The 25663-nt window shown below is 71.3% G+C and carries 24 protein-coding genes; 16 read left to right on the forward strand and 8 right to left on the reverse strand.

All coding sequences use genetic code 11. The features are described from left to right. On the reverse strand, positions 1 to 699 hold a 699-nt coding region (locus ACLBXX_RS03905), incomplete at its 3' end, for a PspC domain-containing protein (RefSeq protein ID WP_447656911.1). Between the two features lie 116 nt (positions 700 to 815). On the opposite strand from ACLBXX_RS03905, the gene ACLBXX_RS03910 reads away from it, so the two are divergent. Together ACLBXX_RS03910 and ACLBXX_RS03915 are read left to right on the forward strand one after the other, a co-directional pair. After that, positions 816 to 2108: an ATP-binding protein gene (locus tag ACLBXX_RS03910; RefSeq protein ID WP_447656912.1), complete on the forward strand. Its 1293-nt coding sequence runs from the start codon at positions 816 to 818 to the stop codon at positions 2106 to 2108. After that, a complete protein-coding gene (locus ACLBXX_RS03915) occupies positions 2101 to 2781 on the forward strand; it encodes a LuxR C-terminal-related transcriptional regulator (RefSeq protein WP_447656913.1) in 681 nt (226 codons plus the stop codon). The genes ACLBXX_RS03910 and ACLBXX_RS03915 overlap by 8 nt, the downstream gene beginning before the upstream one ends. 49 nt (positions 2782 to 2830) lie before the next feature. On the opposite strand, the gene ACLBXX_RS03920 is transcribed toward ACLBXX_RS03915, so the two are convergent. Both ACLBXX_RS03920 and ACLBXX_RS03925 read right to left on the reverse strand, forming a co-directional pair. Continuing rightward, the gene (locus tag ACLBXX_RS03920; protein WP_447656914.1) at positions 2831 to 3145 is read right to left on the reverse strand and encodes a LysR family transcriptional regulator; all 315 of its coding nucleotides are present in this window, start codon (positions 3143 to 3145) and stop codon (positions 2831 to 2833) included. Beyond that, positions 3135 to 3830, reverse strand: coding sequence for a GntR family transcriptional regulator (locus tag ACLBXX_RS03925; protein ID WP_447656915.1), 696 nt, complete (start codon positions 3828 to 3830; stop codon positions 3135 to 3137). The genes ACLBXX_RS03920 and ACLBXX_RS03925 overlap by 11 nt, the downstream gene beginning before the upstream one ends. 193 nt (positions 3831 to 4023) lie before the next feature. On the opposite strand from ACLBXX_RS03925, the gene ACLBXX_RS03930 reads away from it, so the two are divergent. The 6 genes from ACLBXX_RS03930 (at position 4024) to ACLBXX_RS03955 (ending at position 11207) form a co-directional block, all read left to right on the forward strand. Then, positions 4024 to 4974, forward strand: coding sequence for an amidohydrolase family protein (locus tag ACLBXX_RS03930; RefSeq protein ID WP_447656916.1), 951 nt, complete (start codon positions 4024 to 4026; stop codon positions 4972 to 4974). Then, positions 4971 to 6041, forward strand: coding sequence for a sugar phosphate isomerase/epimerase family protein (locus tag ACLBXX_RS03935; protein ID WP_447656917.1), 1071 nt, complete (start codon positions 4971 to 4973; stop codon positions 6039 to 6041). The genes ACLBXX_RS03930 and ACLBXX_RS03935 overlap by 4 nt, the downstream gene beginning before the upstream one ends. 7 nt (positions 6042 to 6048) lie before the next feature. Further along, entirely contained in the window at positions 6049 to 7500 is a 1452-nt protein-coding gene (locus tag ACLBXX_RS03940) for an FAD-binding oxidoreductase (protein WP_447656918.1), read from the forward strand. Next, positions 7497 to 8567, forward strand: coding sequence for a sugar phosphate isomerase/epimerase family protein (locus ACLBXX_RS03945; RefSeq protein WP_447656919.1), 1071 nt, complete (start codon positions 7497 to 7499; stop codon positions 8565 to 8567). Before ACLBXX_RS03940 ends, ACLBXX_RS03945 begins: the two co-directional genes overlap by 4 nt. A 41-nt stretch (positions 8568 to 8608) precedes the next feature. Next, a complete protein-coding gene (locus ACLBXX_RS03950; RefSeq protein WP_447656920.1) occupies positions 8609 to 9892 on the forward strand; it encodes an ABC transporter substrate-binding protein in 1284 nt (427 codons plus the stop codon). 76 nt (positions 9893 to 9968) lie between these two features. Beyond that, positions 9969 to 11207: a M24 family metallopeptidase gene (locus ACLBXX_RS03955; RefSeq protein ID WP_447656921.1), complete on the forward strand. Its 1239-nt coding sequence runs from the start codon at positions 9969 to 9971 to the stop codon at positions 11205 to 11207. Between the two features lie 32 nt (positions 11208 to 11239). Here ACLBXX_RS03955 and ACLBXX_RS03960 read toward each other — a convergent pair whose 3' ends face one another. Next, positions 11240 to 11629, reverse strand: a complete 390-nt coding sequence (locus tag ACLBXX_RS03960; RefSeq protein WP_447656922.1) for a YccF domain-containing protein — start codon at positions 11627 to 11629, stop codon at positions 11240 to 11242. A gap of 68 nt (positions 11630 to 11697) precedes the next feature. Here ACLBXX_RS03960 and ACLBXX_RS03965 point away from each other — a divergent pair, with 68 nt between their 5' ends. Further along, positions 11698 to 12579 carry a CHAD domain-containing protein gene (locus tag ACLBXX_RS03965; RefSeq protein WP_447656923.1) on the forward strand — a complete coding sequence of 294 codons (882 nt, stop codon included), beginning with the start codon at positions 11698 to 11700 and terminating at the stop codon, positions 12577 to 12579. Between the two features lie 78 nt (positions 12580 to 12657). After that, a complete protein-coding gene (locus tag ACLBXX_RS03970) occupies positions 12658 to 15117 on the forward strand; it encodes an ATP-dependent helicase (protein WP_447656924.1) in 2460 nt (819 codons plus the stop codon). A 40-nt stretch (positions 15118 to 15157) separates the two neighbouring features. On the opposite strand, the gene ACLBXX_RS03975 is transcribed toward ACLBXX_RS03970, so the two are convergent. Continuing rightward, positions 15158 to 15766 carry a MerR family transcriptional regulator gene (locus tag ACLBXX_RS03975; protein WP_447656925.1) on the reverse strand — a complete coding sequence of 203 codons (609 nt, stop codon included), beginning with the start codon at positions 15764 to 15766 and terminating at the stop codon, positions 15158 to 15160. Positions 15767 to 15845: 79 nt separating this feature from the next. Between ACLBXX_RS03975 and ACLBXX_RS03980 the strand changes: the two genes are divergently transcribed. The 6 genes from ACLBXX_RS03980 (at position 15846) to ligD (ending at position 20140) form a co-directional block, all read left to right on the forward strand. Next, complete coding sequence (locus ACLBXX_RS03980; RefSeq protein ID WP_447656926.1) at positions 15846 to 16262, forward strand: hypothetical protein; 417 nt, start codon at positions 15846 to 15848, stop codon at positions 16260 to 16262. 67 nt (positions 16263 to 16329) lie between these two features. Continuing rightward, a complete protein-coding gene (locus ACLBXX_RS03985; RefSeq protein ID WP_447656927.1) occupies positions 16330 to 17523 on the forward strand; it encodes an SseB family protein in 1194 nt (397 codons plus the stop codon). An 86-nt stretch (positions 17524 to 17609) separates the two neighbouring features. Further along, positions 17610 to 17981 (forward strand): ArsR/SmtB family transcription factor, encoded by a 372-nt coding sequence (locus ACLBXX_RS03990; protein ID WP_447656928.1) that lies wholly within the window; start codon positions 17610 to 17612, stop codon positions 17979 to 17981. Then, positions 17978 to 18454 (forward strand): SRPBCC family protein, encoded by a 477-nt coding sequence (locus ACLBXX_RS03995; protein WP_387143897.1) that lies wholly within the window; start codon positions 17978 to 17980, stop codon positions 18452 to 18454. The genes ACLBXX_RS03990 and ACLBXX_RS03995 overlap by 4 nt, the downstream gene beginning before the upstream one ends. Before the next feature lie 3 nt (positions 18455 to 18457). Continuing rightward, positions 18458 to 19054 carry a dihydrofolate reductase family protein gene (locus tag ACLBXX_RS04000; protein WP_447656929.1) on the forward strand — a complete coding sequence of 199 codons (597 nt, stop codon included), beginning with the start codon at positions 18458 to 18460 and terminating at the stop codon, positions 19052 to 19054. A 42-nt stretch (positions 19055 to 19096) separates the two neighbouring features. After that, on the forward strand, positions 19097 to 20140 hold the full coding sequence (ligD, locus tag ACLBXX_RS04005) for a non-homologous end-joining DNA ligase (RefSeq protein WP_447656930.1): 1044 nt from the start codon (positions 19097 to 19099) through the stop codon (positions 20138 to 20140). A gap of 39 nt (positions 20141 to 20179) precedes the next feature. Here ligD and ACLBXX_RS04010 read toward each other — a convergent pair whose 3' ends face one another. From ACLBXX_RS04010 to ACLBXX_RS04020, 3 genes are all read right to left on the reverse strand, one after another. Next, on the reverse strand, positions 20180 to 21355 hold the full coding sequence (locus ACLBXX_RS04010) for a serine hydrolase domain-containing protein (protein ID WP_447656931.1): 1176 nt from the start codon (positions 21353 to 21355) through the stop codon (positions 20180 to 20182). 98 nt (positions 21356 to 21453) lie between these two features. Then, positions 21454 to 22500: an ATP-dependent DNA ligase gene (locus tag ACLBXX_RS04015; protein ID WP_447656932.1), complete on the reverse strand. Its 1047-nt coding sequence runs from the start codon at positions 22498 to 22500 to the stop codon at positions 21454 to 21456. Between the two features lie 167 nt (positions 22501 to 22667). Next, on the reverse strand, positions 22668 to 25637 hold the full coding sequence (locus tag ACLBXX_RS04020) for a helix-turn-helix transcriptional regulator (RefSeq protein ID WP_447656933.1): 2970 nt from the start codon (positions 25635 to 25637) through the stop codon (positions 22668 to 22670). Positions 25638 to 25663 lie beyond the last annotated feature (26 nt).

Genomic DNA, 25663 nt, shown 5'->3' on the forward strand with positions numbered 1-25663 from the left:
GGGCCAGCCGCGGGCGGGCCCGCGCCGCGACGGCTCGGAGATGCCCGCGGCGTCGGCCGCGAGAGGGGAGGCCGCGTCCGCACCCGAATGCGACGCGACTGGGGCGGGCGGCGCGGAAGCCATCGGCGCACCCGCCCGGGAGGGCCGGCCGGCCTGAGCCGTCCGGACGATGAAGTACACGGCCGTGCCGATGAGCGCGAGGGCGAGGATCACTCCGATGCCGCCGAACGGCGAGCCGAGGTCCCAGATGCCCGAGCCGTCCCACGCCCACGGCGCGAATCCGGTGAGCGCCCACAGCGGCCACATCAGGATGTTGCGCAGCCACGGCACGACGGGGACGAACCCGACGACGGCCAGGATGAAGACGCCGGTCATCGCGGCGTCGTAGCGGCCCTGGAAGAGCTCGCGCAGGTGGATGCGCCCGCTCCTGTCGGGAAGCAGCGCCCACGCGATCGCGTAGACCAGCAGCGCCGGGAATCCGAAGAGCGCCACCACGACGAAGATGCCGCGCACGATGATCGGGTCGATCCGCAGCCGCGCCGCGAGGCCGCCGCACACTCCGCCGAGCCAGCCGTCAGCCCGCACGATGCCGAGGCCCTCCACCCACGAGAAGAACCGGTCCGTGCCGGTCGGCAGCCCCGGAGGGGCGGTCGGCGGCGGTCCCGGATCGGTGGGGGGAGCGGTGGTCGTGTCGGTCATGGTTCCACCCTGGCGGCCGCCGCGAGAGGCTCGCTATGGGGTGATCCCCTGACGCGTCCCTGATCTCCGCTCGGGATCGTGGCTCGGGGGTCGGGCACGATGATTGGATTGTCGGCATGCCCCCCCCCCCGCCGCCGCCGCCCGCGGCGGGCGGGGCCCCCCCGCCGACCCCGCCGGAGCGGCCGCCGCTGCGTCGTCCGCGGGACTGCGCCGTCTCCGGGGTCTCGGCGGGACTCGCCCGCCACCTGGGCTGGCCGCTGTGGGTCGTGCGCGCCGCGTTCGTCGTGCTGACCGTCGTGTGGGGCGCGGGCGCGCTGCTCTACGCGTGGCTGTGGGTGTTCGTGCCGTGGGACGACCCGCGGACCGATGCTGCCACCCCGGCCGCGTCCGCGCACGACGTGCCGACGCGTCGAGTGCCCGTGGCCTGGCTGCTCACCGGCGCCGCGATCGCTGTCGCGCTGGTGACGATGGCTGCGATCGCCCTGTTCGGGGCGAACGGCATCGTAGGGACGTCGCTGCCCGGATGGGTAGGAGGTGTGGTCCTCGCGACGGCGCTCGCGGTCGCGGCCGGCGCCTGGGCGACGCTCGTCGACCGGCGCGACCCCGCGCGCGGCCCGCGGCACGAGAACGTCGTGCGCATCGTGGTGACGGTGGCCCTGATCCTCCTGCTGCTCACGCAGCTCTCGGCGCTGCGGCAGACCGGCGTCGCAGGGTTCGTGATCGCGCTGGTGCCCATCGCGGGGATCCTGCTCGTGTACTCGTCGATCCTCGTGGACCGCTGGCGCGAGCTCTCCGGGGAGCGCGTGCGGCGCATCCGCGAGGAGCAGCGCGCCGAGATGGCCGCGCACCTGCACGATTCTGTGCTGCAGACCCTCGCCCTGATCCAGAACCGCGCGGGTGCGTCGAGCGAGGTCGCACGCCTGGCCCGCGCCCAGGAGCGCGAGCTGCGCGCCTGGCTCTACGACGGCGACGCCCCCGCCGACAGCGATCTGCCGACCGACCTGCGCGATTACGCCGCGGCCCTCGAGCTCGACTATCCGGTGCGCATCGACGTCGTCTCGGCGGGGCTTCCGGCCGAGCGCGCGAGCGGCGAAGTCGCGGCGGCCTCGCGCGAGGCGATGCTGAACGCGGCCCGCCACGCCGGCGGCGACGTGTCGGTCTACATCGAGGGCAACGCGAACGCCGTCGACGTGTACGTACGCGACCGCGGCCCCGGGTTCGACCTCGACGACATCCCGGACGACAGGCTCGGCATCCGTCAATCCATCCTCGGCCGCATGCGCCGGGCGGGCGGCTCGGCGACCATCCGGCGGGGAGCGGGCGGCGGCACCGAGGTGCACCTGCGGTTCTCCACGACCCCCTCGCCCGACACCGGGCCCGCATATTCCCGGGAGGGGAGCCGTGGCTGAACGCACCGTACGCGTCGTGATCGTCGACGACCACTCGATCTTCCGCTCGGGCCTGCGCGCCGACCTCGACGCGTCGGTCGAGGTGGTCGGTGAGGCGGCCGACGCAGCGTCCGCGGTGGCCGTCATCGAAGCGACGGCCCCCGACGTCGTGCTGCTCGACGTGCACCTGCCCGCCGGGGCAGGCGCGGCATCCGGTCCCGATGCGGCCGGTGGCGAAGCCGTGATCCGCGGGGCGGCTCCGTCCGTGCCCGCCACGCGGTTCCTGGCGCTCAGCGTGTCGGATGCCGCGGAGGACGTCGTACGCGTCATTCGCGCCGGCGCCCGCGGGTACATCACGAAGGGGTCGTCGGGCGCGGAGGTCAGCAGCGCCGTCCACGCGGTCGCCGACGGAGACGCCGTCTTCTCACCGCGCCTCGCGGGCTTCGTGCTCGACGCCTTCGGCGCCGCCGTCGGCGAGACCGCGACGACCAACGACGAGCTCGACCGCCTGTCGTCGCGCGAGCAGGAGGTGATGCGGCTCATCGCCCGCGGCTACGCCTACAAGGAGGTCGCCGCCGAGCTCTTCATCTCGATGAAGACAGTCGAGTCGCACGTCTCCGCGGTGCTGCGCAAGCTGCAGCTCTCGTCGCGGTACGAGCTCACGGCCTGGGCATCGGCGCGCCGACTGCTGTGATCAATCGGATGCTGCGGGCCGCAGCTGGGGCCGCGGGGACCGCTTCCGCTCAGTCCGCCGTGCGAACGGCGTCGACGCCCTGCTGCGCGGCGCAGACGGCCTTCTCGGCGTGCGGCAGAAGGCGACGCCCGTGATCGGTGAGGGCGAATGCGCGACCGCCGCGGTGGATGAGCGTCGTCTCGAGTTCTCTCTCGAGGCGCTGGATCAGAATCGAGATCGCCGGCTGCGTGACCTGTAGTCGTTCAGCAGCTTTGGTGAAGCTCCCGAGGTCGGCCGCCGCGACGAATGCCTGCAGCTGAGCGAAGGAGGTGCCGCCGACGGCCGCCCGAGAGGCGGCACCGTCGACGGCTCGTTCAGGACTCATCGCCGAACATGATCTCGTGGCACAGGCGGCGGCTCGTGTCCACGTGTCGCAGTGCGACATCGGCCGCCGCGTCGGCGTCGCGCTTCGCGAGGGCCTCGACCAGCTCCCGATGCTCGGCGAGGAGGATCTCGGGTGACCGGTTCTGGCGGAGCACCCAGTGGAGCCGGCCCTCGAGCGGCTCGAGGGTCGACGCCAGGATGCGGTTGTGCGCCATGCGCGGGACGGCGTCGTGGAAGGCCTGATTGAGCTCGGCGATAGCGCCGAGGTCGCCCCGCGCGAGCGCCGCATCGGCCGCGTCCGCGATGGCTGCGAGCGCCCGGATCTCGTCGTCGGTCGCCCGCGCGCTGGCCAGGCGCGCGCACTGCACGTCGAGGGCGACGCGCACGTCGAACAGGTCGTCGACGTCCTCCTTCGCCAGCACCGTGACGATGACGCCGCGCCGCGGCACATCCTGAACGAATCCCTCGCCCTTGAGAAGGGTGAGCGCCTCGCGCACCGGGACGCGTGAGACGCCCATCTCCTCGGCGAGCACCCGCTCGACGAGGCGGTCGCCGGGCGCGAAGTCGCCGCGGACGATTCGATCGCGAAGGAGATCCCTCACCCGCTCGCGCAATGGCAGGTGCGTCGCTCCGATCGTGGACGTGGCGTCGATCGCCGTGCGTGTGGCCGGGGTCAGTGGGGTCATTTCTCTCCTCGGGGAGTCGCGCCTCCCTGACTGTTGTATACGGCATACCGCCACAGGTCGAGTCCATCAGAGAGGTATAAACACCGTCGATAGGCAACATAAGCGTCATGCGCTTGGTGGATATGGCGACGTCTTTTCGCTTGCTCGTATGTTGTATACCAACTTGCTCGTCAACGAAGATCGGAGCTGTCGGATGACTCTCATCGACGTCCACCACCACCCCACGCTGCCGGGACTCATCGCCCACCAGGAGCGTCGCGGGCTCCCGGTCTTCCGTGGCGGCCCCGCGTGGAACCCCGAGATCGCTCTCGATCAGATGGCGATCACCGGGACCACGATGTCGGTGCTGTCGGTGCCCGCAGACCTGTCGTGGGCGGGGGCCGATCTCGCCGCCGTGACCGACGACCTCAACGATGAACTCGCCGACATCGTGCGGGACTCGCCCAGCCGTTTCGGCGCTTTCGCCACTCTTCCGCTGCCCGACCCCGACCTCGCGACCGCTCACGCCGTCGCCGCCCTCGACAGCGGCCGGTTCGAGGGCGTCGCGATGCTCACGAGCTACCAGGGCGCCTACCTCGCGCAGCCCGAGTACACGGGCCTTCTTCAGGAGCTCGACGCCCGCGACGCGGTCGTGTTCATGCACCCGATCCTCGTGTTCAACGCGCCCGCCGGCCTGCCGGGTCCCCTGCTGGAGGGGACGTTCGACACCACACGCGCGGTCACCGCGCTGGCCGCGGCGAACGTGTTCGAGCGGTTCCCGCGCATCCGGTTCATCTTCCCGCACACCGGCGGGATGGTGCCGTACATCAAGTGGCGCATCGCGATGCACGCTCTGCAGGGCGGCGACTGGAATGTGCCGGTGACCGCTGACGGCCTCGAGGCCGAGACCCGCAAGCTCGACGGCCTCTATTACGACACCACGCTGAACCTCGGGCCGCTCCTCCAGCTCGAGCGCACCGACCGAATCCTTTTCGGCACCGACGTGCCGTGGGCGAACGACTCCATCCTGGCGCTCGAGCGCGACTATGCGACCCGGGTGCGCGACGGGTGGTCAGCCGAGCAGGTCGCGGCAGTGTCGAGCGGCAACGCCCTCCGCATCCTCCCGCACGCCGGCCGCCGCCTCGGCGCAGGGGTGCCGGCGTGACGCGCATCGGCTCCGACATCAGCCTCGTCCGCGTCGGCGACCTGTGGGGGCACGGCCCGGCGCTGCTCGACACGTTGCACGCGCAGGGGCTCGAGGGCGTCAACATCCGCACGCTCACCGACCTGTCGCCCACCCTGGACAGGGGGGAATTGGATGCCTTCCGGCAGCGCGCCGACGAACTCGGCATGTACGTCGAGATGGGCGTCGGAAAGATCAACCCATACATGACCGCAGAGCTGCCCGAGGTGCGCGCGCTCGGCGACGGCGACTTCATCGCCGGCATGGAGCGCATGTTCGCCGCGTGCGCCGAGATGGGCTGGACCACACTGTGGACGGCGTGCGCGGGCGTCAAGGAGTACGCGGCCCCCTACGACACCGACCGCGCCCGTCGGGAGGCGCCTTGGCCCGACCAGCTGCGGGCCATCGCCGGCCTCGTCGGCAAGCTCCTTCCCGCACTGCATCACTACGACCTCGTTCTCGGCATCGAGACGCACGAGGAGATCACGACGCGTGAGTTGCTGCGCATCGTCGAAGGGGCGGACGATCCGCACGTCGGTATCTGCCTCGATCCCGCGAACCCGATCGCCCGCGGAGAAGACCCGCGCGCGGCGGTGGAGCGCGTCGCTCCGTACGTGGTCAGCACCCAGCTGCGCGACATCCAGGTCTTCCCGACGCCAGACTCCGGCGGGCTGACCCGCTTCCTGCGCCCGTGCGGCGACGGGCAGCTGGACTGGAGCGAGACGCTCGGTGTCCTGCTCGCGGCCAACCCGGCGCTGAATCTCACCATCGAGGGTGTCGGCGGGTGGTCGGGGCGCAGCGACGTTCCGATCGCCGACCCCTTCTGGGTGGCTCTTCACCCCGAGCTGGACGGCGCGGAACTCGACGCGCTCCGTGCCTTGGCCACCTCGTCCGCGCGTGACGCCGCCGACGGCAGCGGCCCGTCGTGCGCCGACCTCGACGTCTTCCTCCCCGACCAGCGCGCCGCGCACGACGGCTTCGTCGCCCGGTCCGCCGCACATCTTCGCTCCGTGCTCGCCGAGCTCGCAGCATCCGTCCCCTCCCGATAGGAGCATCATGTCCTCGACCCTCACGATCCCCCCGATCGAGCAGCTCGCCGACGCCGTCGACTGCGACGTGCTGTACCCCGGCACGGCCGAGTACGACCTCGCTCGCCGCCTCTGGAATGCCGACATCGATCGCCGTCCCGCCGCCATCGTGCGGGTGCGGAACGCCGAGGACGTGTCGGCGGCGCTGCGCTGGACGACGGCCCACGGCTACCCGATCACGGTCCGCAGCGGCGGTCACAACCTCGCCGGCACCGCCGCGATGGACGGAGCGGTGCAGATCGACACCCGCCTCATCAACGACATCGAGATCGACGAGGAGGCCGGCCTCATCCGCGTCGGCGGCGGCTGCAACTGGGGCCAGGTCGACCGCGCGTGCGAGGGCACCGGTCTGGTGGTGCCCGCGGGCGTCGTCTCGCACACCGGCGTCGCGGGGCTCACGCTCGGCGGCGGATTCGGCTACCTCGCCCGCCAGCACGGCGCGACCGTCGACCACCTCGAGTCGATCGAGGTTGTCGTCGCCGACGGCAGCATCCTCGAGGTCAGCGCGACGTCGCACCCCGACCTGTTCCGCGCGATGAAGGGCGCCGGCCACAACTACGGCGTCGCGACGCGGTTCACCTTCCGTCCGCAGCGGCTTGCAGGCCTGGCCACGGTGCGCCTCGCGCTGTTCGCCGCCGACGACCGCCGCGCGATCATGCAGCGCTTCGCCGAGCGCGGGATCGGTATGCCGTCGGAGGTCGGCACGTACCTGCGGCTCTACCGGGCGCCCGAGTTCTGGAGCCAGATCCCTGCAGAGCACCGCGGCCGGCCGATCCTGTCGCTTGCGACCATCCGCTACGGCGACCCGGCTGACGAGCCCGCGGCGACCGCGCCGATCTTCGAGGGCTTCACGCCGATCTATCTCGACGTGCGCACGATGCCCCACGTCACGCTGCAGCACCAGACCGACGACGAGTTCCGCTACGGCCTTCGCCACTACTGGAAGCACACGTTCATCGAGGAGCTCACCGACGACGTGATCGACACGATCATCGAGCAGTCCGACCTCTATCCGGGCCGCGCACTGAACTCCAGCGCCTTCATCTCGCACCAGGTGATGTGCCCGTTCGAGATCATCGCGGGGCCTGGTACGGCACGTGAGGGACGCGACGACGCACTGCCGACGGGTCGCGTCATGAACTACTCCGCCAACATCGGGGCGGACTGGGAGTACCCGTCCGAGAAAGCGCCGCTCGTGGAGTGGGCGCGTGGCTTCTCGGACGCGCTCGCGCCCTCGAAGCGCGGCACGTACATCAACTTCACGTCGGTGCAGGGCGATGACGAAGTGGCCAAGGCGGTCTACGGCGAGAAGTACGAAGACCTCGCCGCGACCAAGCGCCGCCACGACCCCGAGAACGTGTTCCGCCGCGGCCTGGTCGACCTGTCGGACCCCGGCGACGACAAGGGCGCCGACGCATGAGCCGGATCCGGGTCGGCACCGACTCCACGAAGCTGCCCGGCGCGTTCACGCACGACGCTCATTGGGTCATCGAGCGGGTCGCCGAACTGGGGCTGGACGGAGTGTTCTTCCGCGACATCCTCGATCTCAGCCCGACGCTCGACGCCCGGGAGCTGGCCGACGTCGCAGCCGCGGCCGCCGACCGCGGCCTCTACCTCGAGACGGGGGCCGGCAAGGTCAACCCGTTCGCGATGCCGGAGGACGCGACGACACGCGGGCTCGGCGACGGCGACTGGCTCACCGGCATGCGCCGCAAGCTCGAGGCTGCCGCTGCGTGCGGGATCGGGGAGGTGTGGGCCGCGACGACGAACTACCAGTTCCGGCTGCGCGGCCTGCGCGCCTGCGACCGCTTCCGCACGGATGTGTCGTGGCCCGAGCAGCTGGCCGCGACTGCGCGCGTGCTGGGGATGCTGCGCCCCGCGCTGCTCGACCTCGGGCTTCACCTGAACCTCGAGACCCATGAGGAGATCTCGAGCTTCGAGGTCGTGCGCCTCGTCGAGGACGCCGGCCCGGACGCGTTCGGCATCACTTTCGACTCGGCCAACGTGGTGATCCGCGGCGAGGACCCCGTCGCGGCAGCCCGCCGTGTCGCCCCCTACACGCGGCAGACCCATCTGCGCGATGTCGTGGTCGTCCCCAATCAGCACGGCATCGGGCGCCTCATCACGCCCATCGGCGAAGGGGTCATCGACTGGGACGGGATGCTGGATGCCCTGGCGTCCGCGCCGGCGCGGAACTACTCGATCGAGGGGCTCTTCCCCGGCATGCGCGAGGACCCGGGCACCGAGATGTCGCTGTTCGTCGACGACCCGGAGTGGCGCGCCTCGCACATCGACCTGAGCGACGCCGAGCTGGCCTGGGCGCGCGATCATGCGGATGCGTTCGCCACGGCAGGCGACATGCGCGCCACCGAGGCGCGCCTGCGCGCGACGGTGACCGGCGACGCGGCGACGGGCTTCATCGTCGACAGCGCGCGCGTGCTGCGTGGCCGCTTGCCCGACCGTGCGCCGCGCCCGGTCGCGGTCTGACACCCGAACCAACCCGATACACCCGAATGAAAGGCAGAACCATGGCACGCAAGCAGGTCCGACGAAGCACCCTCGTGCTCGCCACCAGCGCCTCGGCGGCGCTCCTTCTCGCCGGCTGCGCCGGCTCGGCCGACGCCGGCGAAGGGCAGGAGCCGCAGACGATCACGTTCGCGTATTCCATCGCAGCCGATGCACAGGACTGGTACGAGCAGCTGGCGCAGAGCTACATGGGCAGCCACCCCGGCGTCACGATCGAGATCCAGAAGTACGGGCTCGACGGCTACCCGTCGCTGCTGAACACGCAGCTGAACGCCGGCAACGGCCCCGACGTGTTCTACACCCTGTCGGGCACCGGCCAGAACCCCTCGGTCGGGCCGCTCGCCGAGGCAGGTCTCGTCCTGCCGCTCGACACCGAGGTCCTCGAAGAGGCGCTGCCCGAGGCCGTGCAGGCGGGCTGGGTGTTCGATGGCACGTTCTACGGGGTGCCCACGTCGGTGCAGGTGAACGGTCTCGTCGTCAACGGACCGCTCGCGGAGGAATCCGGCATCGACTGGACCGCCGAGACCTCGGTCGAGGACCTCGCGGCGCAGTGCGGCGACGCCGCCGACGGCGGCCTCGCGGTGCTCGGCCTCGCCGGTGCGGTCCCCACGGCCCCCGCGATCACGGCGCTCGGCTTCGCGGCCAGCACGGTCTACGGCCCGGAGCCCGAGTGGAACGACCAGCGTGCGGCCGGCGACACCACGTTCGCCGAGTCGGACGGCTGGAAGGACGCTCTGCAGGCCGTCAAGGATCTCTACGACGCCGGCTGCATGCAGCCGGGCGCCGAGGGTGCGGGCTTCGACGCGCTCACCAACGGCGTCGCCGGCGGCACCATGCTCGCGTTCGCGGCGCCGAGCAGCGCGACGGTGACGCTGTCGAACGCGTCGGGCGGCGCGCTGAAGATGGACGTGCTGCCGATGCCCGCACCCGATGGCCTCGACCCGAAGATCCTGCTCACCAGCACCGACGGCATCGCGGGTAACGCCAAGACGAAGAGCCCCGAGCTCGTCAAGGACTTCATCCAGTGGTCGGCCGAGCCCGAGCAGGCGGCCATGATGGCCGAGATCCAGGGCACGCTCCCGCTGGGCGGCGACACGGCCGACCTCCCCGAGGCCTACCAGAGCTCGCAGGCGCTCCTCACCGCCGAGGGCACGCGTCCGTACCCGCCGGTCGATTGGCCGAACGGCGCCGTGTTCGACGCGCTCGGCACCGGCGTGACCGGCATCCTCACCGGACAGCTCACGATCAACCAGGTCCTGGAGTCGATGGACAGCGCCTGGGGCTGATCCACCGGGGGAGAGGGCGCGGAGACGAGTCCTCTCCCTCACCCGTTCCTCTGCACAGCTCACAGAAGGCTTCGACGTGCCACCTGCCCGCATTCCGTTCCCCCGACCGAGCCTGCACGAACGCGACCGCCGATGGGCGCGGGTGCGGGAGCTGATGGACGCCGACGACCTCTCAGGGGTCGTCGCCTTCGGCAGCGCGTTCGATCGCACTGACGTGTACCTGGCAGGCGAGGCCATCCCCGGTGGCATCGTCGCGATTCCGCGCGACGGGGATCCCACGCTCATCTCGGGGGTGGGCGCGGTCGCTCTGCTGAGGTTCGACGACCAGGGCCGGAGGCTCGCGGACGCGCGATGGATCGCGGACCTGCGCACCGGACCCCCGCCCTTCCTGATCGCCGAGGTTGTGCGCACGTGGCGTGCCGGTCGTGCGCGCATCGGGTTGATCGGCCTGGGCGGTGCGTCCCCGTTCGGCGGCGGCATCCCGCACGGAGCCTGGGAGATGATCACGGCGGCGACGCCCGAAGTCGAGTGGGTCGACATCACGCTCGCGTTCGCGCGGGCGCGCTTGGTGAAGAGCCCGGAGGAGCAGGACCTCTTCCGCCACGCGGCCGGCATCGGCGAGCAGGCCAGTCAGGTGTTCCTGGATTCTGCGCGTGTGGGTGCGCGCGAGAGCGACGTGTATGCGGCGGTCGAGGCCGAGATCACCCGCCGGGGCGGCCACAGCGCCGGACCAGGGATGATCCTGCGGAGCGGGAACCCCGGCTTCGGCGGTCCGATCGAGTGGGGATGGGCCGGCGGCGAGCCGCCGATCCTCCGGCCGGGCGACGCGATCGGCGCCGAGATCTTCGCGTGCTTCGCCGGACTCGAATCGCAGCAGCAGATGCACGTGCAGTTCGGCGCAGACGACGTGCACCGCCGCCTCGCCGACGCCGCCCGCGCCGCCTACGAGGCGGGCGTCGCCGCGGCGCGGCCGGGCGTCATGTTCTCGGACGTCTACGCCGCGATGCACGCCGAGATCGTCGCGACCGGCGCCTGGATCCGGCCGCCGGTGATCCAGACCGTCTCACCAGGTACCTACAACAGCCCGATGTTCGTCAACGCTCAGGGGCGTGCCGACCTCGACGGCTATCCGATCCCCGGCGTCGTGCCTGCAGACGGCGACGTCGAACTCCGCGCCGGCATGACGTTCGCGTTCCAGCCCGCCGCACTCATCGGACTCCGCCAGGTGTGCCTGGGCGGCGCGGTCCTCGTGACGGATGACGGATGCGAGGAGCTCAACGTGCTCGCCACGCGCTCGCACATCGTCGAGCCCTAGCCGCGGGCAGGTCGCGGCATCCGTGATCCGGCTCAGACCGGCTGCAGCGTACGGCTGTCGACGATGACCTTGCCGAGGGGCATGAGCGAGATCGGGACGAGCTTGAAGCTCGCGACGCCCAGCGGGATGCCGATGATCGTGATGCACAGCGCGATGCCCGTGATGATGTGGCCGATCGCCAGCCACCAGCCGGCGAGGATCACCCAGACGACGTTGCCGAGGAATGAGCCGACGCCCGACGTCGGCTTGTCGACAATCGTGCGGCCGAAGGGCCAGAGGGCGTAGAGGCCGATGCGGAACGAGGCGATGCCCCACGGGATGGTGAGGATCAGGATGCACAGCACCACTCCCGCCAACATATAGCCGAGGAACATCCAGAAGCCCGACAGCACGAGCCAGATGATGTTGAGGAGGGTGCGCATGGGGTCCATCTTGCCCACTCGCGGCTGAAAGCTCTCCCCGGCCAGCCCCCGAGTCTTACGCTCGGGGGATGCGCAGGTCGCGGAAGAACCCCACCGTCGGGGACGTGCTCGGGGAGATCCTGCGCCGCGCAGCGGCTGGGGTTGAGGAGAGCGCCGCCGCAGCCCTGACCGACGAGCCTGACGGCGTGCATCAGCACCGCGTGCGGGTGCGGCGGCTGCGCAGCGTGCTCGGGGGGTTCCGCGAAGCGCTCGACGCACGGGCTGCCGAGCGCGTGCGGGTCGCCTATGCCGAGTGGGGGCGTGAGCTCGGCGTCGTGCGCGACATCGAGGTGCGCGCCGATGTCGCGGAGCAGCTGCTGGAGCGCGCGGAGATCGACGATCCTGCGGTCGTGCATCGGCTCGTCGAGAGCCAGCGCGAGGCCTACCCCGTCGCCCACGAGCGACTCGTGGAGCTCGCGCGCTCGCCGCGGGCGGAGGAGCGCGCGCGGCTGCTGCGGGAGTTCGTCGACTCGGCGGTCGTCGCCGAGCCGGATCGGTCCGCAGCCGACGTGCTCGCCGCCGTGCTCGCGACGCAGGCGCGGCGCGTCGAGAAGGCCGAGGGTCGCCTCGACGGCTCGGACCAGGCGCACCACGAGCTGCGCAAGGCCGCACGCCGCACCCGGTATGTCGCCGAGGCGATCGCCGACGTGGCACCGGACCTGTTCCCCACGCAGGTCGAAGCCATCGCTGATGCCGGCGACGACCTGCACGACGCGCTGGGCGCGCACCGCGACGCGATGCTCCTTGCGCGCCGGGTGTCCCACGAGGGCGCGCTCGCCGGCCGGGCCGGCGAGCTGTCCGACGCGTACGAGACGATCGCCCGCCTCGCACGCGAGGAGGCCGAGGAGCGACTCGAAGAGGTGCCTTCTGCGCTGCGGAAGCTGAAGGAGGCGGCGTCGCGGCTGCCGTGAGGCGCAGCATCCATCGCTCTCCAACCGCGCGATGCGGACGGCATGGGTGTCGGCGCGCGCGCCTAGACTTGACGGGCAATGACGGACGCCAGCACCCCCATCATCGTCGGCAGAGACATCGGCCCTCAGGCCCCCGGCGCACGCCCCGACGACGACCTGCTCGAAGGGCTCAACCCGCAGCAGCGGGAGGCCGTGACCTACCGCGGGCAGGCACTGCTCATCGTGGCCGGCGCGGGCTCGGGCAAGACCAGCGTGCTGACGCGGCGCATCGCCTCGCTGCTGCGAGGCCGCGAGGCGTGGCCGAGTCAGATCCTGGCCATCACGTTCACCAACAAGGCCGCCGGTGAGATGCGCGAGCGCGTCGAGCACTTGATCGGCGACTCGGCGCGCGGCATGTGGATCTCGACCTTCCACTCCGCGTGCGTGCGCATCCTGCGGCGCGAGGCCGAGCAGTTCGGCTTCACCAAGTCCTTCACGATCTACGACTCGGGCGACTCGCGCGCGCTCATCAAGCGCCTCGTCAAGGAGCACGAGGCCGACGCGTTCGGCCTCACGCCCGCGGCCACGCAGTCGAAGATCTCGCGGCTCAAGAACGAGCTGGCGGATGCCGAGTCCTACGCCCGCACGGCCAACATGAGCGACCCTGCCGAGCGCGTGTTCGTCGAGCTGTTCGGTGCGTATCAGCGCGAGCTGCAGAAGGCGAACGCCTTCGACTTCGACGACCTCATCGGGCAGACGGTGTTCCTCTTCCGCGCGTTCCCGCAGGTCGCCGACGTCTACCGGCGCCGGTTCCGGCACGTGCTGGTCGACGAGTACCAGGACACCAACCACGCGCAGTACGCGCTCATCCACGAGCTGACGCGTCCGCCGGGATCAGATGCCGCACCCCTCGCCGCGTCGGGCGGCATGATGATCTTCGAGCCGGAGCCCGCCGCCGAAGAAGGAGCGTCGCTCACCGTCGTCGGCGACTCCGACCAGTCGATCTACGCGTTCCGCGGCGCCGACATCCGCAACATCAGCGAGTTCGAGAAGGACTACCCGGGCGCCAAGGTCGTGCTGCTCGAGCAGAACTACCGCTCGACGCAGAACATCCTGTCGGCCGCGAACGCCGTCATCAGCCACAACTTCGACCGCAAAGACAAGAAGCTCTGGACCGACGTCGGCGAGGGTGAGCAGATCGTCGGCTTCACGGGCTACTCGCAGCACGACGAGGCGCAGTTCGTCGCCGACGAGATCGAGGCCCTGCGCCGCGCCGGCGTGGACTACTCGCAGGTCGCGGTGTTCTACCGCACCAACTCGCAGTCGCGTGCGCTGGAAGAGATCTTCATCCGCTCCGCGCTGCCCTACAAGATCATGGGCGGCACGAAGTTCTACGAGCGCGCCGAGATCAAGGACGCCCTGGCGTACCTCGTCGCTGTCGCCAACCCGGCCGACGAGATGGCGATGCGCCGCATCATCAACCGCCCGCGCCGTGGCATCGGCGACGTGACGATCGAGACGATCTCGCGGTACGCGGCCGACCAGCAGATCACGTTCCGCGACGCGCTCGCGAACTCGTCGGCGCTGGGCGTCGGGCCCAAGATCCAGGCGGCCATCGCGCATCTCGACGCGGTGCTGGCCGAGGCATCCGAGATCATGCTTCCGGCGTCGGGCGAGCTCGCCCCGCCGACCGCGGTCGCCGAGGGCCTGACGCTGCTGCTGAACAAGAGCGGCTACTACGACGCGCTGCGCGCCAGTAAGGACGCGCAGGACGAGGCGCGCATCGAGAACCTCGACGAGATGGTGGCCGTGGCGCGCGAGTTCGCGCGCAACAACCCCGAAGGCACCTTGCTCGACTTCCTGACCGAAGTGGCCCTCGTGTCGGATGCCGACGACCTCGAGGACGCCTCGGGCTCGGTGTCGCTCATGACGATGCACACGGCGAAGGGTCTCGAGTACGACGCGGTGTTCGTCACCGGTGTCGAAGAGGACCTCATCCCGCACCGCATCTCGGCGGGGGAGCCTGGCGGCCCGCAGGAGGAGCGGCGGCTGTTCTACGTCGGCATCACCCGTGCCCGCAAGCGCCTGTACCTGTCGCTCGCGATGACCCGCGCGCAGTTCGGCGAGGTCACGGTCGCGATGCCGAGCCGGTTCCTGCAGGAGATCCCGGCCGAGCTGCTCCACTGGCGCCAGTCGCCGGGCGACGTGAACTCGCGCGGCGGAACGCAGTCGCGCGCGCTGAACGCCCGCCGAGGATCCGGGTCGGGCTCCGGCTTCGGCGCTTCGGGCGGTCGCCGCTACGGCGATGACCTGGTGCCGCTGGCACGGCGCGAGCCGTCGGGCAACCTCGAGCGGTTCGCGAACAAGATCCCCGCCAAGGTGCGCGACAACGGCGACCTCGAGCTGGCGCCGGGCGACCGCATCCGTCACGACGACTTCGGCGAGGGCCGCGTCGACGCCGTCACCGGCGAGGGCGCGAAGCGCGTCGCCCACGTGCGGTTCGACTCCGCCGGCCCGAAGAAGCTGCTGATCAAGATCGCCCCGATCTCCAAGCTCTGACACGGTGGCTCGGCCTCGGGCGCAACCCGGGGTGGGCTCCTCAGCGATCGCTGCCCTCGACCAGCAGGTGGTGGTGCGCCAGGCGGCGGAGCGCGAGCATCACCGGCTCGTATAGCGCGGTGCCGAGCACCGCGTACGGAACCGCCTCGGCGCGCGGCATGCCGGTCATCGGCGCGAGCTCCTCGGTCGCGACCTGGCGCATCGCGTCGCTGTAGCGGCGGAGAACGGTGGGGGAGGCATCCAACCCCGCCGCATCCAGGGCCTGCAACGCCTCGTCGAGCTGGGGGACCGCGGTGAAGTCGGGGTCATACGTGAGGCCGAGTTCGTCGATGGCCTCCCGTGCTCGCGGATAGTCGTCGCGGTCGGACTCGACGTACGGGGGAAGCGCGCTCACCGCGCGCCCGAGGGTCGCGATGGGGTCGTCCTCCGGGGCGTCGATGAGCGCGAGGATGTCGCGCACGCGTGACAGGGGGAGTCCGCGCACGTCAGCGAGGGCGCTGATGAGCCTCAGGCGAGTCAGGTGCTCCTCCCCGTACTCGGCGCGCGTCGTCGAGAGCGCCTCGCCCCGCGGCAGCATGCCCTCGCGGATGTAGAACTTCACGGTGGCCACGGGAACCCCGCTGCGCTCCGACAGCTCCGAGATCTTCATGAGGCGGCCCCCTACGTCTTGACATTGGATACTATAGCTATCCAATATTGGAGAGCGAAACTATCCAACGGAGGTCACGATGGACCCGATCCTCACGATCGTCGCCGGAGCGACGATCCTCACCGTCATCGGCATCATGTCGGGCGGCACCTTCCTGCTGCGGATCGCGACGCGCGGTCTGCCCTTCAACGGGCTGCAGAAGACCTTCTTCCGCGCCGGGCACGCGCACGCCGGCGTGCTCGTGATCCTGGGGCTCGTGAGCCTCCTCCTGGTGTCGGCGGTCGGCGTCCCCATGCCGTGGCAGTGGGCATCGGTCGGCGTGCTCGCGAGCGCGCTTCTCATCCCCGGCGGATTCTTCCTGTCGGTGCTGGGACGCGATCCGCAGCGCCCCGGTCGCGCGATCGCTCTCCTGTGGGCCGGCGTCGTCGTGCTCGCGGCATCCCTTCTCGCCGTCGGCATCGGGGTGATCGTCGCCGGGGTCTCCGCGCTGAGCTGACCCGTGGAGGTGCCGAGTCGCATCCGATCCGGAGGGACGCGTCGCCGCGGCGGGTTAGGCTCGCACAATGGCCTTGTTCTCGCGCCGTCCGAAGAAGCCCGCCGAGCAGCCGCCGACCTCCCCCGAGCCCGCACAGGCTGAGGACGTCGCGGCCGAGATCGCACCCGATGGAGCGGTCGCTCCCTCCGCATCTGCGGAGGCTCCGGCAACGGATGCGCCCGTTTCCGAGGCGGATCGTGCCGCCTCGACGGCCCAGTCAGGCCCCGTGCCCGGCGCGCCCGCTGATGAGGGGGCGACGGATGCTGCAGCATCCGTGTCCATCTCCGTCTCGTCGTTCGGCGGGCTCGGGGTGCCGCCTGCGGCGTCTCAGCCGGTTCAGCCGGCCCAGCCGCGCGAGCCGCAGGCCGACGAGACCGTCCCGCCGGGACCGCAGCCGCGCATGGGTGTGCGGGAATGGATGCGCACGGCGCCCGAGCAGACCGAGACGGTGCCGGGGCTGCGCGACAACGTGCTGCTGCGTGCCGCGCTCGGGCGGATCGGCGACGCTCCGGCGTCGCAGGCGCTGCTCGACGTCGCGCGGCAGCTGATGCAGGGGCATCTGTTCCTGCGGGTCAAGGGCGACGCCCGGGCGCTCCTCGCCGAAGGCAAGGGGCTTCCGCTCGCGATTGCGAACTCCGGGGAGCGCACGTTCGCCCTGGTCTACTCGAGCGGCGCCGCGCTCCAGGCGAGCGTCAAGGCCGACGGCGACGTCGAGACGTCGGCGATGGGTCAGCCCGTGCTCACGGTGCTGCGGCACGTGTTCGCCAGTTCCTACGACGGGATCATCATCGACCCCGCGTCCGCGCCGTCTCGCGCCGTGCTCCCGAAGGAGCTCCTCGAGCGGGCGGTCGAACAGGCCGATCCGCAGCTGACCGTGAAGACCCGTCTTGCGGCGGAGCGCACCCCCGAGATGAACGGGAAGGTGGCGGAGGCGCTCACCCGTGTGCCGCTGTGGGTCGCGGTGGGGGTTGCCGAGAGCGGCGCGCCCGGCCTGGCGGAGGGGCGCGATGCGGAGGGGCGTCGCTTCCTCGAGGTGTACTCGCACCCGCTCGAGATCGCCGTCATGGGTCGTGGTGACAACGCCGGTCCGATCACCGGGGCACAGCTCGCGAAGGCGCTGCGCAGCGACGACGGGATCACCGGGGTGGTCGTCGACCCCGCGGGGCCCTGGATCCGGCTCAGCCGCGAGGACCTCGCGCCGGTGCTCGCTCTCGCCGACTGAGGCTTCCCGCCGGGCGAGGGGTTGACACGCCCGCATCCGTGCGTACTCTATTCAACATAGGCGTTGATAAAGGGATGCGTTGAGCAATGGACGATGACCGACTCGATCGAGCGTTCGTGGCGCTCGGCGACCCGGTGCGCCGTGCGATCATCGCGCGCCTGAGTCGCGGGCCGGCCACGGTGGGGGAGCTCGCCGAGCCGTTCCCTATCACGATGCAGGCGGTCTCGCGTCACATCCGGGTGCTCGAAGACGCCGGGCTCGTGACGAGGTCGCGCGATGCACAGCGCCGGCCGGTCCACCTCGACGCCGCGGCGCTCGAGCAGCTCACCGCGTGGATCGACCGCTACCGGCTCGACGCCGAGCGCGCGTACCGGCGGCTGGACGCGGCGCTCGCGGCGGCAGCATCCGATCACTCGAAACCCCCTCGCACGACCGACACGAAGGAGAAGGAATCATGAGCAACCCGCTCATCATCGAAGCCGTTCCGGGGACGTCGTATGCCGACATCACGCGGGAGTTCGACGCGCCCGTCGCGGCGCTGTTCCGGGCGCACGCCGATCCGGAGCTGTTCCAGCAGTGGATCGGACCGGGCGAGGAGCGCACCGAGATCACCCACTGGGATTTCCGCACCGGCGGCGGCTACCGCTTCGTGCAGCGCGACAAGGATGGCGAGTACGCGTTCCGCGGCGTCTTCCACACGGTGCGCGAGAACGAGCTGATCATCCAGACGTTCGAGTTCGAGGGCTGGCCCGACGAGGTCAGCGTCGACTGCATCCGCTTCGAGGCGCTCGAGGGCGGCCGGTCGCGGATCGTCGACCACAGCGTGTTCTCGACCGTCGAGGTGCTCGAGAACATGCAGTCCGAGGGCATGGAGCGTGGCATGCGCGAGGGCTACGACAAGCTCGACGAGATCCTCGCCGCGGAGGGTTGAGCCATGGGCAAGGTGGTGACGTCGGCGTCGATGTCGCTGGACGGCTTCGTCGCGCACGACGACAACGATCCGGGGCGCCTGTTCGACTGGTACGAGGCCGGCGACGTCGAAGTGCTCACCGCGAGTGAGCCGGCGGCGTTCCACCTCACCGAGGCCAGCGCCGACTACTGGCGCAGCTTCATCGGGGAGCTCGGATGCCTCGTGGTCGGCCGCCTGCTGTTCGACATCACCGACGGGTGGAGCGGTGTGCACCCGCTCGGCGTGCCGTTCGTCGTGCTCACGCACGAGGCGCCGACCGGCTGGGCCCATGCCCACACGGGGAACGCGCACTTCGTCACCGACGGGATCGAGGCCGCCGTCGCGAAGGCCCGGGAGCTGGCGGGCGACAAGACGGTCGCGGTGGCCGCGGGCACGGTCGCGGGCCAGGCGCTCGCGGCCGGGCTCGTCGACGAGGTCGCGATCGACCTCGTGCCGGTCGTGCTCGGCACCGGCCACGCGTACTTCGCAGAGGTCGATGCCGCCGCCGTGAAGCTCGGAGACCCCACGGTCATCGTGCCGAGCACGCGCGTGACGCACATGGTGTTCCCGGTCGAGCGGTGAGCGGGGTGACGGATGTCGCGGACGCCCGCTAGCGTCTGATCCATGGCGTCCCCGCGGATCACCCTCACCGTGCCCGGCCCCGACGGCGATCGCGAGGTGGGGATCTCGAATCCCGACCGGGTGATCTGGCCGGAGGTCGGCATCACGAAGCGCGAGCTCGCGGAGTACCTCGTCGCGGTGCGGGCGCCCTTCCTCGCCGCCAACGGCGACCGCCCCGTCTCGCTCGAACGGTTCCCCGAGGGCGTCGACGGCGAGCGGTTCTACTCGAAGAACCCGCCGAAGGGGGCGCCGGCCTTCGTCGAAGCCCAGACCGTCACGTACAACAGCGGGCGGCGGCATCCGCAGATCATCCTCACCGAGATCGCCGCGGCCGTCTGGGCCGTGCAGATGAACACGATCGTCTTCCACCCGTGGGCGTCGCTGACGGCGAACACCGACAACCCGGTCGAGCTGCGCATCGACCTCGATCCGCAGCCGGGAACGGATTTCAGGGATGCTGCCGCCGTCGCCCCCGCGATGCGCGACGTGCTCGCCGAGGCGGGTCTGACGGCGTTCCTCAAGACCAGCGGCAATCGCGGCATCCACGTGTTCTGCCCGATCGAGCCGGAGTGGGAGTTCCTCGACGTGCGGCACGCGGTCATCGCCGCCGGCCGCGAGCTCGAGCGGCGCCTCCCCGACAAGGTGACCATGAACTGGTGGAAGGAGGAGCGCGGCGAGCGCATCTTCATCGACTTCAACCAGGCGAACCGCGACCGCACGATGGCCGGCGCCTACAGCCCGCGGGCGCTGCCGAGCGCGACAGTGTCGACGCCGCTCACGTGGGACGAGCTGGAGGCCGGGGTCGACCCGTCCGCGTTCACGGTACGCACGGTTCCGCAGCGCCTGGCCGACGTCGGCGACCCGTGGGCGGACTTGCTCGCCAAGCCGGGGCGCATCGACACGCTGCTGGAGTGGTGGCAGCGCGACCTCGACGACGGGCTCGGCGAACTGCCGTTCCCTCCGGACTTCCCGAAGATGCCCGGCGAGCCGCCGCGCGTGCAGCCGAGCCGAAAGAACGAGGCGAACTGGCCGAAGGACGGGGGCTGAGGGGCACACCCGGTCACGAGGCAGAGCGGTCTGCAGACCTCACCCGGAGTCTTTGGGCAGGTCGGCGAGGAGCAGGGCAGCGAGCCCCACGGCCGTCGAGCTCGCATAGCCGTGATTGCCCCGCGGATCGTCGATCGCGACCTCGGACGCGATCACGGCCACGGCGTCCCTGACGGGATCGACGACCACCGCCGTCCCGCCCTCGCCCTGGGCGTAGAACACGCCGCGCTGCGGGTCGACCCACCACTGGTAGCCGTAGCTGATCGTCCCGTACCCGATCGTGGCGACGACGGGAGTGGTCGCCTGGACCGCCCAGGTCGCCGACACGATCTGCTCATCGCCCCAGACGCCTTCGTCGAGCATGAGCTGGCCGATGCGCACGAGGTCGGTCGGGTGGAGCCGCAGATGCGTGTAACCGAGGTTCACCCCCTGCGGGTCGGCGGGCCAGGCGACGTCCGCCTGCTCGTACTCCTGAAGTAGGACCGCAGGGTCGCTCCCGGGCGAGAACCGCTCCTCCCACAGCGGCGCGACATCGATGTCGAGCGGGTCGAACAGCACCGCCTGTGCGAAGCGGAGGGGTGACATCCCGGTTGCCTGCGCGACGACGGCGGCGAGGATGTGCGTGCCCATGTCGGAGAACAGGAACCGGCCGTCGCCCGGCCCGCGGGCCGCGCGATCCGCCAGGATCGCGGTGACCCAGTCGGGCTGCGCGTACAGGTCGGCGGGGGTGCCGCGGATGTCGCGCTCCTCGGACGTCGGGGCGAAGTTCGCCGTATGGGTGAGCACGGCCTTGAGCTGGATGGCCGCGGTCTCCGGTGTGAGGACGGCCGCGTAGCCGGGCAGCAGCTGACCGAGGGTCGCGTCAACTCCCGAGATGAGTCCCCGATCGATGGCGATTCCGACGAGGGTCGAGGTCACCGCGCGCGTGACGCCGCGCACGTCCCACGTGTCCTCGGCGGTTCCCTGCTGGTACTGCTCGTAGACGAGTTCGCCGTGCTGCTGCACGAGCACCGCCCGGACCGCATCCTCGCCGTAGAGCGTGCCGAAGACCGAGTCGATGTCCTCACGGATCGCGTCGGCCGGCGGCGTCGGCTCGGGGAGTGAGGACGCCGGGGACGAGCATCCCGCCACCAGCAGCGCCACGATCACGACGCACATCGATCCGACTCGCGTGCCGTATCGACCGCGAGAGCGCCGGTGGTCGAGGCGGGCCATGGGATGCCTCCGTCAGCAGTGACCCTGACCGCACGGTACACCCGCGCCGAGCAGGCGAACAGAGCACGGCCCGCGGCATCCGTTCGCCGCCGAAGGCGTCAGACCAGGACGTCGGCCAAGTCGTACGCGGCGACCACCTCGAGCTGCTCGTACGTGCACGAGCGCGGGTCGCGGTCGGGGCGCCAGCGCTCGAACTGCACGGTGTGGCGGAAGCGCCAGCCTTCGAGCTGGTCGTAGCGCACCTCGAGCACGCGCTCGGGGCGCAGCCGCACGAACGACGAGTCGGCACGACCCGCCTGGAAGCGCGACTTCTCACCCTCGCCGCGGAGCGCCTCGCCGTCGGCGTCGCGCTCGACGAGGGGGGCGAGCTCGTCGATGAGCTCGAGCCGGCGGGCGTTGCTCCACGCGGCCACGCCGCCGACGGGATAGAGCGTGCCGTCCTCGCCGTACAGGCCGACGAGCAGCGAGCCGACGCCCTCGCCGGACTTGTGGATGCGATAGCCCAGCGCCACGACATCGGCCGTGCGCGCGTGCTTGATCTTGAACATCGTGCGCTTGCCCGGGGCATAGGGCTGATCGAGCGGCTTCGCGACCACGCCGTCGAGCCCGGCGCCTTCGAACTCGGCGAGCCAGCGGCGGGCGAGGTCTGGGTCGTCGGTCGTGCGCGTGACGTGCACGGGGTCGGGCACATCGCGCAACAGGTCGACGAGCGTCTGCCGCCGCGTCTCGAACGGCTCGTTCTGGAGGTCGCGGTCGCCGACGGCCAGCAGGTCGAACGCGATGAACATCGCCGGCGTCGTCTCGGCGAGCATGTTGACCCGGGATGCCGCGGGGTGGATGCGCTGCGACAGCGACTCCCAGTCGAGCCGGCGTCGCCCGTCGCGGTCGATCGGCACGACGATCTCGCCGTCGAGAAGACACGGCTCGGGCAGGAGCCGTGCGAACGCCTCGACGAGCTCGGGGAAGTACCGCGTCAGCGGCTTCGCGCCGCGCGACCCGATCTCGACGTTCTCGCCGTCCCAGGAGACGAGGGCGCGGAACCCGTCCCACTTCGGCTCGTAGCTCAGCCCGCCCGCCGCCTTCGCCGGATCGGGAACGTCGGGAACGGACTTCGCGAGCATCGGCGCTGGGATCTCGTACGGCATGCGTCTCATCCTGCCGTTCCCCGCCGACACCCGACACCCCGCGCCGGCTTCTTGCCGAGTCGCCACAACACGCCCGAACGGCACGGGCCCACCCGGCGCGTTGTGGCGACTCGAGGGTAATGAGTGCAGGCGGGGACGGATGCTGCGGACCCGGGGCAGAGCCCGGGTCAGCCCGACGTCGGGGCCGACGTCGAGGCCGACGCGGACGTCGGGGCCGACGCCGACGCGGACGCGGCGTAGAGCGCGGCGGCCTCGGCGCGGTTGGCGGCGCCGATCTTCGCGAGGATCGCCGACACGTGCACCGACGCGGTCTTCGGGCTGATGAACAGGCGCTGCCCGATCTGCGGGTTGGTGAGGCCTTCGGCGATGAGCTCGAGCACCTGCAGCTCGCGCGGCGTGAGAGTCGTGATGACGCCGCCCTCGCTCACCTCGTCGGCCGCGGTGGGCGTGAGGCGGGCGTGTGCGGCGAGCTCCGCCGCCCATCGGCCCACGCGAGCCACCCCCTCGGAGGGCGCCGTCGCGACGATCTCCGTGAGCAGTTCCGCGGCCGCGTCGCGGTCCCCGGCGTCGAGAAGGGCGAGGGCCAGGCGGCAGCGTGCGAGCTGCCGGTGCCACACGGCCAGGAGGTCGTCGGCCGGCGCGCCGATGAGCGAGCGCCACACGGCGACCCTGTGCTCGGGGGTGCCGTCGGCATCGGCGAGAAGTGCCCTGACGAGGTCGGCGTGCGCCTCGGCCGCCGCGTGGTCGGGCCACGTCTCGACCTTCGCGGCCAGCCGGTCGCGGAGCTCCCGGTCGGCCGGGCGGCCCGGGACGAGGGTGAGAAGCGCCGCTGTCACCACCGCGTGGCGGCGCACCGCCGCCGCGCCGGTCTCGGCGTCGGCGATGTCGAAGACGTCGGCGAGGACCCCGGCGAGCACATCCGGCGATGCGTCTGCGCTCGCCCCGCGCAGGGTGAGCAGCGCCTCTGCGCGCTCGACCGCCCACCACCCGCGCTTGTCGGGGAACCGTCGCCGCGAGTCCTCGATCGTGGCGCGGTCGGCCAGGAGGAGCTCTGCCCGCTCGGCGTCGCGATCGTCCCACGTCAGGTGCGAGGCCAGCAGCCGGACGATGGACGCGCCGTGGAGCGGGTTCTTCATCAGCCGTCGAGCCCGCAGCGCGTAGCGCCGTGCTCCCTCGGGGCGTCCGGTCGCGAACAGCGCGACGGCGAGTGAGTACGCGAGCCCCGAGCCCGACCCCCGTTCGATGCCCGCTCGGGTGACGTCCTCGTAATGCTGGGTGCCGACGACGACGGCCTCGTCGAATCGCCCGACGCGCGCCAGCATGTCGGTGAGGGCCGCACCCGCGTACGCCCGCATCGGCGGGTCGATCGACAGCGTCACCGCGCGCTGCAGCGGCGCCAATGCCCTCGGCTCATCGTCCTCGTCGCCGGCGATGCGCCACGCCTCGACGGTCAGCGCGACCGAGAGCGCGGCGTCGTCCCCGGCTTCCTCGGCCAGTGCGATCGCGCGCGCCGCATGGGCGGCGGCATCCGTTCCATGCTCCTCGAGGGCGATGTTGGTGAGCACGCGTGACAGCAGGATGCGCGCGCGGGGGTCGTCGAGGCCCTCCAGCAACGAGACGGCCTTCTCGAGATCCTCGGCACGCCCTCGGTGCTCGGCGTTGTACGTCTGCACGAATCGCTGCCGCAGCAGCGCCGCGCGCGTGAGCGGGTCGTCAGGACACACCGCGAGACCCTCGTTCGCCGATCGCAGCGAACGCTCGGCGTCACCCAGATCGTGCCAGGCTTGCGCGGCATCGAGGTGCAGCTCGGGGAGCGTCGTGCCGGCGCGGGTCTCGGCATCCGGAACCTGGTCCCAGAGCTCCGTGAGGCGCTCGGCGAGCTTCGCCGACGTCGCCGGCGAGAATCGCGATCTGGACCGTTCCAGCGCGGCGACGGTGGCATCGAAGGCTGCGGGGAGGTCGCGCGCCGCGAGCCAGTGCTCGGCGACCGCCGACGCGTCGTCGGGGGAGTCGCCGCGATGGTCGCGCAGGTGCTCGGCGTAACGGCGATGAACCCGCACGCGCTCGCTCGGGAGCATCTCTGCTTCGACCGCTTCGCGCGTGAGTGCGTGCCGGAAGGAGTAGCCGGGACCGTCGGCGACGATGACCCGGGTGTCGATGGCCTCGCGCACGGCATGATCGAGCGCGTTCTCGTCGAGCGCGGTCACCGCCGCGAGCACGTCGTCGTCGACGTGCACGCCGCCCGCGGCCATCGTGCGCACGGCCTGCTGCGCCTCGTCGCCGAGCCGGGCGTAGCGCGCGAGCACCAGCTCGCGCAGCGTGTCGGGCAAGGCGCGGTCGCCGAGATCGACGAGCTCCTCGACGAGGAACGGGATGCCGCCGCTGCGCTCCGCGAGCGCCTCGACGACGCGCGGGTCGAGGCCGCTCGCCAGCTGCGCGACCTGCTCGGCGACCTCGTCGGGCGTGAGCGGCGTCACCTCGACGCGCACGACGGAACGGGTGCGGTCGAGCTCGGCCAGCACGGGCCGCAGCGGGTGGAACCGGTCGATGTCGTCGGAGCGGTACGTCGCGACGATGGTCAGCCTGCGGCCCCGGAGCGTACTGGCCAGGGTCTTGAGCAGGGCCATGGTGGCAGCATCCGCCCACTGCAGGTCTTCGAGCACGACGACCACGTGGCGGCGCTGCGACAGGCGCTCGAGCAGCACCTCGATGGCCTCAGCGAACTCGCCGGCCGGCTCATCGCCCTCGGGAGACTCGTCGGCGATGCCGGGCACCAGCGCGGCGAGGCTCGCGATCGCGGCTGCCGAGCCCGCGGCGTCCCGCAGCGCCTCGGTGCCGACCGCGGCGTGCAGATCGCGCAGCACGCGACGCACCGGGCCGAACGCCGCGCCGATGGGGCCGAGGTCGACGCACTGCCCGAACGCGATGACGGGTGCGTCGTCGGGGCGCGCGCCGAGTGGATCGGCGGTCACGAGCGCGAGGAACTCCTGCACCAGTCGCGTCTTGCCGACCCCCGCCTCACCGCGCACGACGACGGTGCGCGGGACTCCGCCCACGCCGGCGTCGTACGCCTCGAGCAGGGCGGCGAGCTCGGTGTGCCGGCCGACCATGCGCGGGCTCGAGGGGAGAGCGGGCATGGTCATATCGTGGCACCTTCGCCGCG

The organism is Microbacterium sp. C23T (assembly GCF_053345975.1).